This window comes from Paenibacillus sinensis (assembly GCF_019904155.1).
Taxonomy (GTDB): domain Bacteria; phylum Bacillota; class Bacilli; order Paenibacillales; family Paenibacillaceae; genus Paenibacillus_AQ; species Paenibacillus_AQ sinensis.
In genome coordinates this window covers 109,167-122,761 of the sequence record NZ_JAHCMB010000148.1, presented here as the reverse complement: position 1 = coordinate 122,761, position 13,595 = coordinate 109,167, and the positions used below count along the sequence as shown (strand labels likewise).

General features: G+C 52.5%; 13 protein-coding genes. 7 read left to right on the top strand and 6 right to left on the bottom strand.

Annotation, left to right across the window (positions count from 1 at the left end):
- Positions 1-174: 174 nt before the first annotated feature.
- Positions 175-690, bottom strand: coding sequence for a MogA/MoaB family molybdenum cofactor biosynthesis protein (locus tag KIH86_RS16800; RefSeq protein WP_223087340.1), 516 nt, complete (start codon positions 688-690; stop codon positions 175-177).
- 220 nt (positions 691-910) lie between these two features.
- Between KIH86_RS16800 and KIH86_RS16795 the strand changes: the two genes are divergently transcribed.
- The 4 genes from KIH86_RS16795 to KIH86_RS16780 all read left to right on the top strand — a co-directional run bounded on the left by KIH86_RS16795 (position 911) and on the right by KIH86_RS16780 (position 4,777).
- Complete coding sequence (locus tag KIH86_RS16795; RefSeq protein WP_223087344.1) at positions 911-1,915, top strand: CobW family GTP-binding protein; 1,005 nt, start codon at positions 911-913, stop codon at positions 1,913-1,915.
- 112 nt (positions 1,916-2,027) lie between these two features.
- The gene (locus KIH86_RS16790) at positions 2,028-2,375 is read left to right on the top strand and encodes a four-helix bundle copper-binding protein (protein ID WP_223087346.1); all 348 of its coding nucleotides are present in this window, start codon (positions 2,028-2,030) and stop codon (positions 2,373-2,375) included.
- Positions 2,376-2,618: 243 nt separating this feature from the next.
- Entirely contained in the window at positions 2,619-3,137 is a 519-nt protein-coding gene (locus tag KIH86_RS16785) for a hypothetical protein (RefSeq protein ID WP_223087349.1), read from the top strand.
- Between the two features lie 362 nt (positions 3,138-3,499).
- Positions 3,500-4,777, top strand: coding sequence for an ABC transporter substrate-binding protein (locus KIH86_RS16780; RefSeq protein WP_223087352.1), 1,278 nt, complete (start codon positions 3,500-3,502; stop codon positions 4,775-4,777).
- A 228-nt stretch (positions 4,778-5,005) separates the two neighbouring features.
- On the opposite strand, the gene KIH86_RS16775 is transcribed toward KIH86_RS16780, so the two are convergent.
- Together KIH86_RS16775 and KIH86_RS16770 are read right to left on the bottom strand one after the other, a co-directional pair.
- The gene (locus KIH86_RS16775) at positions 5,006-7,123 is read right to left on the bottom strand and encodes an ABC transporter ATP-binding protein (RefSeq protein WP_223087354.1); all 2,118 of its coding nucleotides are present in this window, start codon (positions 7,121-7,123) and stop codon (positions 5,006-5,008) included.
- A gap of 72 nt (positions 7,124-7,195) precedes the next feature.
- Positions 7,196-8,938, bottom strand: coding sequence for an ABC transporter ATP-binding protein (locus tag KIH86_RS16770; RefSeq protein ID WP_223087358.1), 1,743 nt, complete (start codon positions 8,936-8,938; stop codon positions 7,196-7,198).
- Between the two features lie 607 nt (positions 8,939-9,545).
- Here KIH86_RS16770 and KIH86_RS16765 point away from each other — a divergent pair.
- On the top strand, positions 9,546-9,893 hold the full coding sequence (locus KIH86_RS16765) for a HesB/YadR/YfhF family protein (RefSeq protein ID WP_223087362.1): 348 nt from the start codon (positions 9,546-9,548) through the stop codon (positions 9,891-9,893).
- 134 nt (positions 9,894-10,027) lie between these two features.
- On the opposite strand, the gene KIH86_RS16760 is transcribed toward KIH86_RS16765, so the two are convergent.
- From KIH86_RS16760 to KIH86_RS16750, 3 genes are all read right to left on the bottom strand, one after another.
- Complete coding sequence (locus KIH86_RS16760) at positions 10,028-10,543, bottom strand: ADP-heptose synthase (protein WP_223087364.1); 516 nt, start codon at positions 10,541-10,543, stop codon at positions 10,028-10,030.
- 120 nt (positions 10,544-10,663) lie between these two features.
- Entirely contained in the window at positions 10,664-11,107 is a 444-nt protein-coding gene (locus tag KIH86_RS16755) for a DUF441 domain-containing protein (RefSeq protein ID WP_223087366.1), read from the bottom strand.
- Between the two features lie 2 nt (positions 11,108-11,109).
- Positions 11,110-12,111, bottom strand: coding sequence for a YpdA family putative bacillithiol disulfide reductase (locus KIH86_RS16750; RefSeq protein ID WP_223087370.1), 1,002 nt, complete (start codon positions 12,109-12,111; stop codon positions 11,110-11,112).
- A 215-nt stretch (positions 12,112-12,326) separates the two neighbouring features.
- Here KIH86_RS16750 and KIH86_RS16745 point away from each other — a divergent pair, with 215 nt between their 5' ends.
- Entirely contained in the window at positions 12,327-12,923 is a 597-nt protein-coding gene (locus KIH86_RS16745; protein WP_223087372.1) for a DUF2087 domain-containing protein, read from the top strand.
- A 127-nt stretch (positions 12,924-13,050) separates the two neighbouring features.
- The gene (locus KIH86_RS16740; RefSeq protein WP_223087375.1) at positions 13,051-13,506 is read left to right on the top strand and encodes a DUF3939 domain-containing protein; all 456 of its coding nucleotides are present in this window, start codon (positions 13,051-13,053) and stop codon (positions 13,504-13,506) included.
- Positions 13,507-13,595 lie beyond the last annotated feature (89 nt).

Genomic DNA, 13,595 nt, shown 5'->3' with positions numbered 1-13,595 from the left:
TCGCGAAAAGTGTTCAATATTATATGTGGATAGTGTCGTGACGTCAAGTGAATGGTGCGAAAAATACTCCCGTCACAGCGGTGCATTTCGTGAATCTGTTATGCAGCCTGTCCGTTCCGGGAGTGCGGTTTTTGTATTCAATTGTCGAAATGTAGAGCCTAATGAGCCTCTTGTTTAGTTGGCTTTATACAACTCGCGCATAACATGCTTGAGCTCCGGAACAATCAATCGGGTCAAAGCCAGCTTGACCGCGCCAACCGATCCCGGAACGGAGAACACCGCCGTTCGCCCGATGGTGCCTGCAATCGCTCTGCTGAGGATGGCTGCGGTTCCGATGTCTTCCGCAAAGCTCAGGTATCGGAAGATCTCCCCGAAGCCAGGAAGTTCTTTGTCCAGCAGGGATTCCACCGCTTCATAGGTACAGTCTCTCGGAGCGATCCCTGTGCCCCCCGTCAGCACAACGGCTTCGATCTGATCATCCGCTGTGCATTTATATAACAGTTCGCGAATCTCGTCATAATCGTCTTTGACGATTGCTCTTCCGGAGACCGTATAGCCGCCTTCCACGAGCAAAGCCTCGGCCAGTTGACCTCCTTTGTCTGTCTCCGGCGTGCGGGTGTCCGAAACTGTAACAACAAAACAGTTGACGGAAGACGGTGCTTCGCGCCGATGCTGTTCGACTGAGTTCATTGAGCTCACTCCTTGGCGTTAGTGTGTAACCTTGCTGATTTTATCATAGGACTGGCAGGACAAGCATGCAATACAAGGAAAGGCTCAGTCAATAAAATTACATAATAATATCCAAAAAAGCAATTACAATGTAATCTGTCGGCTTGCAGGGGGATTTGCGGTGTAGTAAACTTTTAACACAGGAATGAAGAGTGATAACAGAATCAAGGGAGAATTAGGAATGGATAAAACGGTTCCGGTTTATATTTTGTCCGGGTTTCTGGGAAGCGGCAAGACGACGCTGCTGCACCGGCTGCTGGATGATTGGAAGGAGCAGCATCTTCTTCCGGCCGTGGTGATGAACGAGCTAGGGGAAGTGAACTTTGACGGCATGCTGGTGGACCGCTCCGTTCCGATGGCTGAATTGCTGGCTGGCTGTATTTGTTGTTCCGCGAGCGCGGATCTCAGCATGGAGCTGACGACGCTGGTCAAGAGAGATGCACCGGATGTCGTTGTTATCGAAGCAACGGGTGCGGCGAACCCGCTTGACATTATCGACAATGTAACGGAGACATCGCTGTACAGCAAGGTCGAGTTGAAAGGCTTGATTACAGTCGTTGACACCGCGCACTTGCTCGGACTGTACAGAGAGCAGAAAGGCGCGACCTATCGGCTGATGCAGGAGCAGATCCGCTGCGCCTCGCTGCTGATTCTGAACAAACAGGATCGGGTAACGCCGGAGGAAGCGGAGGAAGTCCGGAATCTGGTCCGCAAATGGAACGCGTATGCCGAGATCGTTCCCGCAGTACAATGTGACGTCGAGATCAGGAAAATGATGGAAGAGCTGGAGAAAGCCGCTGCTGCGGGACAGTTTGGACAAGAGGTTGACAGCGCAGATACGGAGCATCAGGAAGAACCGCGCGCTTCGCATGATCATGTGATGGCCTATACCCATTATTTTGAGCGCCCGGTGAACAGCGAGGCATTTGAGGCATTTATCAAGGATTTGCCGAATGATGTATACAGAGCCAAAGGCGTGCTGACCTTCAGCGATACATCCGGACGGTTTCTGTTTCAATACGCCTACCGGGAGACGGATTTTTTGAAAATTACTCCGCAGGGCGAAGTTGCCGATGTTGCAGTATTCATTGGGGAGCATTTTTCGGCACAGGATTTGAGAAGGAAATTGCGAAGATTGGAAGGGCGTCTGCCGAACCGGCCTGCGGCGGTTAGACGCAATCTGTAAGTCGGAATGAGCTTACTTGTACGGGGGCGGTATGGCTTGCGGATTGATTCGGTAGAACAGTCGAAGGTTAATACTAAGGCATACTACAATAGATTGCAGGAGGTTAAAGGCTATGACCCGAATTCATTACCAGGACTGCATTGAAGCATGCTTGAAATGTATGAATGCCTGTAACTTTAGCTATGTCTCCAGCCTGAAACAATATGACCTTGCACGTTTGCAGGAATGTATCCGGATGGACCGGGAATGCGCCGATATATGTGCGTTTGCAATCGAAGCAATGACCCGGCAAAGTCCGTTCGTCACCGAAATTTGCCTTCTTTGTGCAGAGGTGTGTGAAGCCACAGCCGCTGAATGCGAACGTTATGAGCAGACACACTGCCGTGACTGCATCGAAGCCTGCCTGAGATGCGCCGAAATTTGCCGTCAGGTCAGTGAAGCCACAGCCGTTCCGGTATAAATAGATGCAGAAGACCGATTGACCGATAGAGGCAGCAGAGGAAGGCCGGCTTCGGTTGAAGCCGGCCTTCCTCTGCTTAATCCGAATCTTCTTGCCGTTTTTTTCTACTGTATGGAGGAGAAAACGAATGGTCCGGCGAAGTTTTATGTAGTAAGCAATTCTCTTCGCTTCCATTCAGACCTACCAGGTTACATATAGAACATCAACACAGCCATCACTATAGAACAAATAAACGGAGGGCAGATGAAGGAGGATACGCAATCAACGGAGAGTGAACAATCCAAAGAGCTGTTCGCCTATTTCGGACTGGCCGTCTATTACTGCCAAGCGATCGAACAGCAGCTGACCAATCTGCTTCTGCTGACGAAGCTGTCGCAGGGAACCCTGCCGTCCGAAGCAGATTTGGCGGATTTATATCAACGCAAGCTCGGCAACTCACTCGGCCAGCTCATCAAGGAAATCCAACATCATTTCTCATTCTCGGAAGAAGAGACAGCCCAGCTTCATCATGTGTGGAAGCAGCGGAATTATATTGTGCATGATTATTTCAAAGAGCGTATTCAGGATACGTTCACGCCATCGGGGCGGGCCGGGATCATTCGGGAGCTGAAGCGCTTCAAGAACAAAGCGGGAGCACTTGAACTCAAGCTCCAGGGCTACTGCACCGAGCTGTACCGGAAGCTTGGACTGGAAGGCAAGCTGGACGAGGAGGAACTGCTCGGCCATTATCCCGCGGCTGATCTGAAGCGGCGGCATCATTGACGAAGGAGTCGCATCCATTCTCCGTAGAGAGAGGGAAACTTCCCTCGTCTATCCCAAAGAGGTGTCTAGGAGTCATTTATTGCTCCTTCAGACGCCTCTTTTTGTTATTTTCAGCGATTGCTATGTTATGCAATTATTTCGGGATTTTCTTTTTGTAGATAGGAATGATCTTTATAACAGGGTAGTTATTGAGTGTGTGGTATTATGGATTTGGAAATAACAAATACATCTACTATCGATAGTTTTGTTATTGATAACATTTTTAATCCATCTATAAAGCGCTTTCAATCGGCGGATAATGCCAAAATGCTGATCATATAATGGCAGCCATTTTTTCACACCATTGAATCTGGAGGTATTGCATGCTAATCAAGCTCATTCCCGTTGTCCTTGTCTGCTGTAGCCTGCTCATGATCACCGCTTGTAAGGAGGAACCAGGAGGATCTCTCTCAGATGATGGCATTATAAATGGTGATATTACCGTTATTACCGATCGTACAGATGTTACAGATACATGGTTTGAGGATTATAGAGCAAGATTTAATCAAAAGTACCCGGATGTCAATGTGAAATTTGAAGCGCTGAGCGACTACGAGGGCATGATGAGACTGCGGATGAATGCGAATGAATACGGGGATGTATTGTTCATTCCCAGAAATATCAAAACCGCTGATCTTCCGGATTTCTTTGAACCGCTGGGTGAGACAACCAAACTTGAGAAAACGTATTATCACGCAGAGGACCACTCCTGCAACGGATTAACCTACGGGATTCCCTTTTCCATTGCGATCCCTGGAATTGTCTACAATAAAGAAGTGTTCTCAAGTGCAGGTTTATCCTCCGTTTCAATAGAGCCCGACCGGTTCTTAGATGAGATGAACAAGATCAAGAAGAGCACGCATGCCATTCCGTATTCCACGAATTACTCGAACGGCTGGACTTTGCTTAATTGGGAATTTCATGCCATGGCGCTCAGCAAGCAGCCCGATTATTACAGCGTCACAATGCCGGATAGCGACAGCCCTTTTTCGCCGGGTACTCCATATTATGAGACTTACAAGCTGCTCTATGAACTCGCGAGACAAGGGCTAATCGAGAAAGATCCCATGACCGATCAATCGGGAATGGGTGAATTGGCCCACGGCAATGTTGGTGCGATGCACCTGGACTCTTCCGGGTTGGCATATATTAGATCCATTGCTCCGAAAGCCGGGGATATCGGGTTTTTACCTTTCTCTTTTGAGGTGAATGGCAAGAATATTCCGTTAAGCTATGGCGGATATTCTGTGGCCATCAATAAGCACAGCAGCAACAAAGATGCGGCAAGAGCTTGGCTGGACTGGTTTCTCAATGAATCCGGGTATTACAAAACGGCAGACGGGATTTCTTCAGTCAAAACCGCTGATTGGCCTGCTGCGCTGTCCGATCTACGTAATTTTGAGCTTGACGAGAGCTCATCGGGCGTGACCAGTCCGGCCAAGAAATCCGTAGAGCAAATTGATTCTGATGGAATGGTCGGAATGTGGCTTCCGGATTATAAAAGAGAGATCATCCTATCGGGCACTGGGGTTAATAGCAAGAGCTTTGACGATATTATGGAAGAATTGAATAAGAAGTGGAGAAATGGCCGCAGCAAGTAACGTGACTATGATATGAAAAACAAATGACAGCTGGGCACCCCGTCAGCTATTAGTACTCGGGAAGCACGCTGTCATTGGAACAAAGAAAAGAGCTGCTCAAAGTGTAGATTAGTCTACATTTTGGAGCAGCTCTTTCTGTCATGCCTTCTCCGGCGCTCCGCCCGATCTGGCAGCTAGATCATTGCCGGCAGAGTCTTATCCCTGCCGGTTCGCGGACTGCAGCGCCGGCTATGCCTTGGCTGCAGCCGCAGCCTCAGCGGTCGCAGCCGGAGAACCTTGACGATCCGGCTTGTTACTGGCCGCATGCGCTGCATCGGCAGCTGACAGTTCCGCCATCGCGGAGGAACCGCTCTGCAGCTCATACATGCGCCGATACCGGCCGCCGAGCGCCATCAGCTCGTCGTGGCTGCCGCGCTCGACAATCTCGCCGCGGTGCAGGACGAGGATCTGGTCCGCGCTGCGGATGGTGGAGAGGCGATGGGCGATGATAAAGGTGGTCCGCCCTTGCTTCAGGACCTCCAGCGCCTGCTGGATGATGCTCTCCGTCTCGGTGTCGATATTGGACGTCGCCTCGTCCAGAATCAGAATCGCCGGATCAAAAGCGAGCGCCCGGGCGAAGGAGATCAGCTGGCGCTGGCCGGCCGAGAGCGTACTGCCTTTCTCGACGACAGGTTCGTCGAAGCCCTGCGGCAGATGGGCCAGCAGCCGGTCTGCACCTACCTCGCGAAGCGCGGCTTCTATGCGCTCCCGGGAGATGCGTTCATCGCCCAGACTGACGTTGGACGCGATCGTACCCGTGAAGAGGTAAGGGTCCTGAAGCACGATGCCCATATGCTTGCGCAGCCACTGCTTCGGAATATCGGTTGTCTTCTTGCCGTCGATATAGATCGAGCCCTTCTGCGGGTCGTAGAAACGGAACAGCAGATTGATGATTGAGCTTTTGCCGGAGCCTGTGTGCCCCACAAGCGCGACCGTCTCGCCTGGGCGAGCTGCAAAGGAGATGTCACGCAGGACATAATCTTTTTTATAGGCAAAGGAAACGTCCTCGAACACGACATCACCTTTATAGCGCGGCATTTCACCGTCTGTGACAGGCTCGCCCGGTTCGTCCATAAGCTTGAACACACGGCCTGCGGATACCATGGAGGTATCGAGGTTGGCAAGCTGGTTGACCATGCCGATAATCGGCTGGAACATGCGTCCGAGCACGTCGACGAAGGCGTATAGAACACCGAGCGATACGATTGTGCCGCCGCCCAGGCTGCCGAATCCGAAGTACAGGAGCACAAGCACGAAGGCGAAGTTGCGCAGCGATCCTACCAGGTTGTGGGAGGTCAGCGAGTTCAAATTAAGCATTTTGTCCTGGTATTTCAGGTAATCCTCGTTCAAGGTCTCGAATTCGGCCATCCGCTCCTTCTGGCGGCGGAAAATCCGGATAATGGACATGCCCTGAATCGACTCGTTGATAATGGCGTTGATCTCGCTCAGACGCGAGCGGATGATTGTGTTGTACTTGGTTGCAACTTTACGATACAGAATGATCCAGACGACGATGATCGGCGCGATGAACAAACTGATCAGGCCCAGTCGGAAATCCAGCAGGAACAGCGCGATATACACACCGATGATGTTAATGATGCCGGAAGCGAAATTCGACAGCACCGCGATGAACAGCTCTTTGATCGCCTCGGTGTCGTTGGTGACCCGGGAAACGACTTTGCCGGCGGGCAGATTGTCGAAGAAATATACCGGAAGCCGCTGAATATGCGCATATACATCCGTACGCAGCTTACGGACAACCTGGTTGGCCGAGGATTGCAGCCAATACGTCTTGCCGAATTCGGCAAAGATCGAGATGACGAGGAACAGACCGTACATACCGACCAGCTGATAAATACCGGGAAACTCGGGCTTGTAAAATGCGAATACATCATTCGTCGAGAGCTTCACAGCCGGATAGCTGGCGGTCTCGCCCCCGTCACGAATAACCACCTGACCGTCCGAATAAGTCCGGTCTCCGGACAGCGACTTCACGGGCTCATTGATGAAATAGAAGCTGCGCCCGATCTGGACCAGGCGGATCTCCGGGCCTTGCGCCTCGCCGGCTTCGAACCGGTCGCCCCGTTTGTAATAGACGCCGTTGTAGGATACGGCTCCTTCTGCGTTCTGGGTCTGATAGTAAGGCTTCTCAATCGCCAGCATGTGGTTGTCGATCATGCTCCGGGCAATGAAAGGGCCGGCGAGCTCTGCCGCCACTCCGATGGAGAGCAGCAGCAGCGCAGCGATAAATGTGGTTTTGGCTTGCAGGGCGTACTGCAATAGACGCCTGCCTGTATTAGGTTTCAAGGTGATGGCACCTCCTCAAGAATCGGTCGAATTCGTAGTTCGGGAAGCTGCTTCGGACAGCAGCTACGTTATTTAGGACAAGTTATTCTCCAGCTGCTGGCGTTCGTACTGCTCACGGTACCAGCCCCCCTTGGCAAGCAGCTCCTGATGGGTTCCCCGCTCGGTTATCATGCCCCCGTCAAGCACGACGATCTGATCGGCGTGTTCGATTGCGGACAAGCGGTGAGTGGAGATCAGGGTGGTCTTGCCCGCCCGCCGGGAGCGGATGTTCTCGACGATCTGCGCTTCAGTCCGGGCATCTACCGCGGACAAGGCATCGTCCAGGATCAAAATTTCCGGCTTGGCGATGAATGCCCGGGACAGCGAAACCCGCTGCTTCTGGCCTCCGGAGAGGGAGACGCCGCGTTCGCCGACAAGAGTGTCCAGCCCGCTCTCCAGCGTCTCCAAATCTCCCAGGAAGGCGGCGGTGGATACCGCTTCAAGGATCTTGTCGTCGCTTGCACCATCAAGTCCGAACTGTATGTTCTCGCGGACGGTCTTGGAGAACAGGATTTGCTCCTGCGGCACATAGCCCATCCAGCTGTGCAGACTGTCCAGCGAAATGTCCTGGATCGGAACGTCCGAGATGGTAAGAGTGCCGGTGCCTGCCGGATATTCATGCAGCAGCTGCTTGAGCAGCGTGGACTTGCCGCTGCCGGTCCGCCCGACGATGCCGAGTGTCTGGCCCTTATGCAGCGTCAGGCTGATGTCGATCAGATTATCAATGGTTGACGTAGGGTAGCGAAACGTCACATGGTTAAATTGAATCTTATCCGGCGAAGCAACCGGAACAGTCACTTCCGGGTCCCGCACGTCAGGCACGGAATTCAGCGTCTCATCAATCCGTTCCAGTGAGGCGCCGCCCCGCTGCATGATGTTGATGAGTTCGCCGATGGCGAACATCGGCCACACGATCATCCCGAGATACATATTGAAGGACACGAGATCGCCAAGTGTAATTTGATTCCGGAAGACAAGGTAGATACCGTAAGTCAGTCCGATGATATAGCTCAGTCCGACGCAGAAGCGAATGGTGGGCTCGAAGAAGGAGTCCACACGGGCGACGGCCATATTTTTGCGGTACACATCATCCGTAATGTCCGCGAACCGCTTCTCGTCATGCCGTTCCTGGACATAGGCGCGGATGACGCGAATGCCGGAAACCGACTCCAGCACCTGGTCGTTCATATCGCCGAACGCGTCTTGCGCCAGTGTGTAGCGGTCGTGGATGGCTTTGCCGTATAAGGCCATGGCGATGGCAATTAAGGGCAGTGGCAGCACCGCGGCGAGCGTCAGCTTCCAGCTGACAAGAAAGCCCATGGCGAGCAATACAACGGAGAAGAACACGGTGGAGTCGACAAGGGTCAGCATGCCGAAGCCTACGGTGACGGAGACGGCACGGATATCGTTGGTGGCACGGGCCATCAGGTCGCCGGTACGGTTCTTCTCAAAGAAAGATGGCGTCATCGTCATCAGGCGTCCCATGAAACGGGAACGCAGCAGCCGTTCGACGAGGTTGGAGCCTCCGAACAGATTGTGCATCCATATGTACGTCATCCAGTAAATGAGAAGCAGCAGAGCCAGTATCATAGCAATGTACCGGGCCAGCGAGCCGGAGGTAATGGAGCCGCGTACGATTTCATCAATAGCGCTCCCCAAGAGACGCGGGGGAAGCAGTTCAAAGACGCCGGCCACGATCAGAATGATAAGTCCGATCAAGTAGCGCTTTTTCTCCCGGCTGAAGAACCAGCCAAGATCTTTTAACACGGAAAACATGAAGAATCCCTTCCTTTCAGGTAGAGGTTGTGTCGGCAAAGGGGATAGCGGTCAACAAAAAAAGGCATATCATCCGCTAACGGACGATATGCCTTGGTTGCAAGGACGTATCATGCGCACGGTGCGTTGACAGCACCGGCGTGAAACAGATTACTCTTCTTGAGCAGTGAACAGCATCGTCAATGCGTGTTCAAGAAGGGTTCCATCTGCAGGGCTGACTTAGTATTCAATTGGATAAAGCTGCCGACAATAGTGCGATAAGTATCCATATTGTTAAACACTAAGATCACCCTTTCGTTAGAATTTTGGTAATTACTTGAAGACGTTTCGCTACTCATGAGTTTACACTTCCGCCTCCAGAAATGTCAAACCATTTTTCGAGCAATCATGAATTGAATTGACAAACGGATGATTACAGGAAGTTGGAATAGAGGCGGGATTGGGGTATGATAAAGTTAACAGACATTCATACAATCCCTTGTGGCGCATCGAGTGATGTAATGTCGAAGAAGGTCCGGAATTTGGGTTCACCCAATTCGCGGTTTCCACCAACTGCCACCTTAAAGGGCATAGTCTTGTTCAGATTGACAAAGGAGATGGATGATAGATGAGTATTTCCGTAAGTTCTGAAGCGGCTGGCTGGTTCAAACGGGAGCTCGGCCTGGATAACGGATCAAGCATCCGCCTGTTCCCGCGGTACAGCTCGGGCGGCGGACTGCATCCGGGCTTCTCGCTCGGAATTGCGGTAGAGCCTCCGGGACGTCCGGGACTCGCAGCCGAATTGGAAGGGATCATGTTCTACATGGAGGAACAGGATCTCTGGTACATGGAAGGCCATGATTTGTCGATCCTCTATGACAAGGATGAGGATGATATCGAATACCGTTATGACCCTGTTTCGGGGGGAGCGCAGAACGGAAACGCCGCCGAGACGGAGAGTGCGGTTCGCACTTGAAGGACGTGCAGCCCATATCCGCAGATTGTACCGGTGATTGCAATACCGGACCAATTGCATAATGAACCAGGCCCCAGCCATAATCGGCTGGGGCCTGGTTCGTATCCGCGTCCTGTCGGTGGTGGAGATCAGGGTCAGTGCGAACTGCGGAAGGTCTCTTCCTCCATCGCAAATTCAAAATCATCGATATCATACACCGTAACGGGTACGCCTCCGTCGATGATCCGGTGAATCAGCTCGATCTGGTCGGTCAGAATCGGAATCTTTTCCCGTTGGGAAGCCAGGAGAAGCTCGGTCTCGATAGGATCGAAAGTTTCGCCGTAGCTTGCGTTGTCCACACTATTGATGACGGTAACTCTCGCCTGCTCGCCGAGCACGATGGCCGGACTCTTCGCCCAGGGAACGGTCAGGCATCTCCGGATCTTCTTCTGGTTGAGCGGCTCCTCGAAATACGCGATCAATTCGCCGATCTTGACCTTCACATGCCGGTCTTCATCCGGAATGTTCATCAGCGGCTCATCGCTGTCCCTAAGCTCGTACAGCTCCAGAATGGTCGTGTAGGGCACAATATATTCCACAGAGCTGCCGGGAACCAGCAACTGGCCGTAAATTGCCATCATAACGGCTTCCGTCATAAATTGTCTAGACATCATTATCCTCCTGAAGTTCGGGGTACTGCCAGTAATAAAATTATCAAAACACTGTACGGAACAAAAGTCAATAAGCCCCTGCCCACCGGGCGCTTCAAGCCCGGTGACCCAGGGGGCGCATCATCCTCTGCCGATAATCAGAGAGAGAATACCGGCGGCGATCAGAGGCCCGACCGGAACGCCCTTGAACAGCGCAACACCAAGAACCGTTCCGATCAGAAGACCTGCCACGATCGTCGGCTGACTCCCCAGCAGAGTTGAGCCCCGGCCGCCCAGGTAAGCGACCAGCATGCCGATCCCGATTGCAGACAGCGATTTCCAGTGCAGAAAGGCCTGACCGATCGTCTGCAGCGAAATACGGCCGCTTGCGAGGGGCGTCATTACACCGATAAGCAGAATGATAATCCCTGCCGTAAGGCCGTATTTCTCCAGCCACGGAAAGGTTTGCTGAAGTCCAAGCAGCTTCAGGAGCAGAAGCACCAGCATCGCAATGGTAACGGTGGAATTGCTGCTCACGATTCCGAGTCCGGCGAACCCGAGCAGAAGGAGTGAGATATAGTCCATATCTATCGGCTTTCCCCGGCACGGGCTGGACGCCTCGATGCCAGATGTTCGGCGATCAGCGCGCCATGCCGCCGTCCGGTCTCGATAAAGATCTCGTTCGCATTGCGTCCGGAGGCGATAACGCCCGCGACATACACGCCCTGGACATTCGTCTCCATCGTGGCCGGGTCGAAGACCGGCTTATCCATCTCGTTATCCATAGTGACGCCCAGATCGGTGACGAGCCCACGGTCCGGGCGGAAGCCGGTCATCGCGAGCACGAAGTCGTTCTCAAGCTGGAAGGCTCTCCCGTCCGCTGGTGTGATCTGAACGGCGGACGGTGTTACTTCCGTCACTCGGGCGGACAGATGCAGCCTGATCCGGCCTTTGTCGACCATGCTTTCGAAGACCGGGCGAACCCAAGGCTTGATATTGGCGGAAATGCTGTCGCCACGGTAAATCATATCTACTTCTGCTCCGACCCGCATCAGCTCAAGAGCCGCATCAACCGCCGAATTGCTGCCCCCGATTATCGCGATCTTCATGCCGGTATAAGGATGGGCTTCTCCGAAATAATGCGTAACCTTGGGCAATTCTTCTCCCGGTATGCCGATCCAGTTCGGCTGATCGAAATAGCCGGTCGAAATGATGACAGCCGAGCCCCGCCGGGTCTTGCGTTCGCCGCGCCGGTTCTCCGTATGTACGGCAAAGATTCCGTCCCCAAGCTTCTCGATGGAGAGAGCTTCCTCATACGCCGCGATGTCCAGCTCATGCAGCTCTGCGGCCTTCCGGTAATAGACCAGAGCCTCATGCCGGTAAGGCTTATCATGGGGCGATGTAAAAGGAACACCCCCGATCTCCAGCAGCTCCGCTGTGCTGAAGAACTGCATATTCGTCGGATATTGATAAATGGAGTGGACGATAAAATGCTTCTCGACGATAATGGCGGACAGTCCGAGCCGCCGGCACTCGATTGCGGCGGACAGCCCGCACGGTCCCGCTCCGATAATGATGACATCATGCATATGTGAAATGACCTCCCGTTCTTTTCTTGTTCTAAAGTATACGCTGAGAATACGCCCGGTATCGCAACCTAAATCGTACCGCAAATACCGCCCGTTTGCCAGGGCAAAGCCAGGAGTAAGGAGCAGACGAAGGATGAATAGTTGCCTTAGCCTGAGGAGTGTAATATAATTAGATATATATCTAATAACATAATTGTTTAATGAGGAGTGCTATCATGCAGCTCGATAAAATTGTCAATTATCATAAAGCGCTGGCTGACCCTACCCGCATGCGGATGCTGCTCTTGCTGTCCAAAGGCGAGATGCACGGGCAGGCACTGGCGGAAGCGCTCGGGCTGTCCCAGCCAACGGTAACCCATCACGCGGCCAAGCTGCGTGCCGCTGCGATGATCCTGGAACGGAGGGATAAGAACACCGTGTATTTCAAGCTCAACCCGGAGTTTATCCGGAAGGGGAGCGCAGCTTCGCTATCTTTTATTTTCGATAAGGGGGTGGAAGAAATGGATGAGATCAGCAAGAATCAAAGTCTGCAGGAGTCGGTGATCCGCAACTTTTTCTCGAAGGACGGCAAGCTTCGGCAGATTCCGGCGCAGTACAAGAAGAAGCTTATTGCTCTTCAGCATATGGTGGAACAGCTGCAGCAGGGGGTGAGTTACAGCGAGAAGGAGATCAACACTTTTATCAAAGCTTATCACGAAGATTTCGCGACGATACGCCGGGAGTTTATCATGCACCAGTTCATGTATAGAGAGAATGAGATCTATGAGCTGAATCCGCGGGAGATGTGGACGAAATGGGAATCCGTCAAATAATGTTCTAAAGTTTCGAACGTTTCTGTGACGGGTTAATTATGATTGATTAAAATTTTCGGAATTGCATAAACTGGAATTGAAAGCGTTATAGATATTAAATCTGGCAGACAAGAAAGGAGTCTTTCGCATGATCTTCAAAAGGTTCAAGAAAGAAGCCGCTCCGACCCGAATCACCGTCACCTTGCCGGAAGTTAAACAAGCTGTACGCCAATTCGAGAATGACATGCCTCCGAAGATTAACCGGACCGTGCTGCTCAAAGACGACAAGAGCATCGACCTCTCCCGTCTGACCCGGTATTTGGGAGGCGTGTCGGATCAGAAGTTCTATATGTCCCGCGAAACGTTTGAAATTTTTGACGAAGGGGAGAGGGAAATTCCCTACTTCCTTGATCTGGTGCAAACGGCTGTGGACAGCTATTTCAGTGACACCGGTAAACTGCCCCTGCTCGAGGAGGCGCCGCTTCCCGAGGTTCACTGCCGCCTTCTGGCCAGCGAGCGCTATTTGAAGGAGCTTCCGCCGTTTCCGTTGTATATTACCGAGGAAGAGCTGATGCTGACCCATCGGTCCGATCATTTCAAATGAATGGGAGCCCTCTCGCTGCGCTTTAACCGGCGTCTGCGGGGTTCCTCGCAATCGGGTTAACGAATCGGGTTATGTAACGAACGGGCACT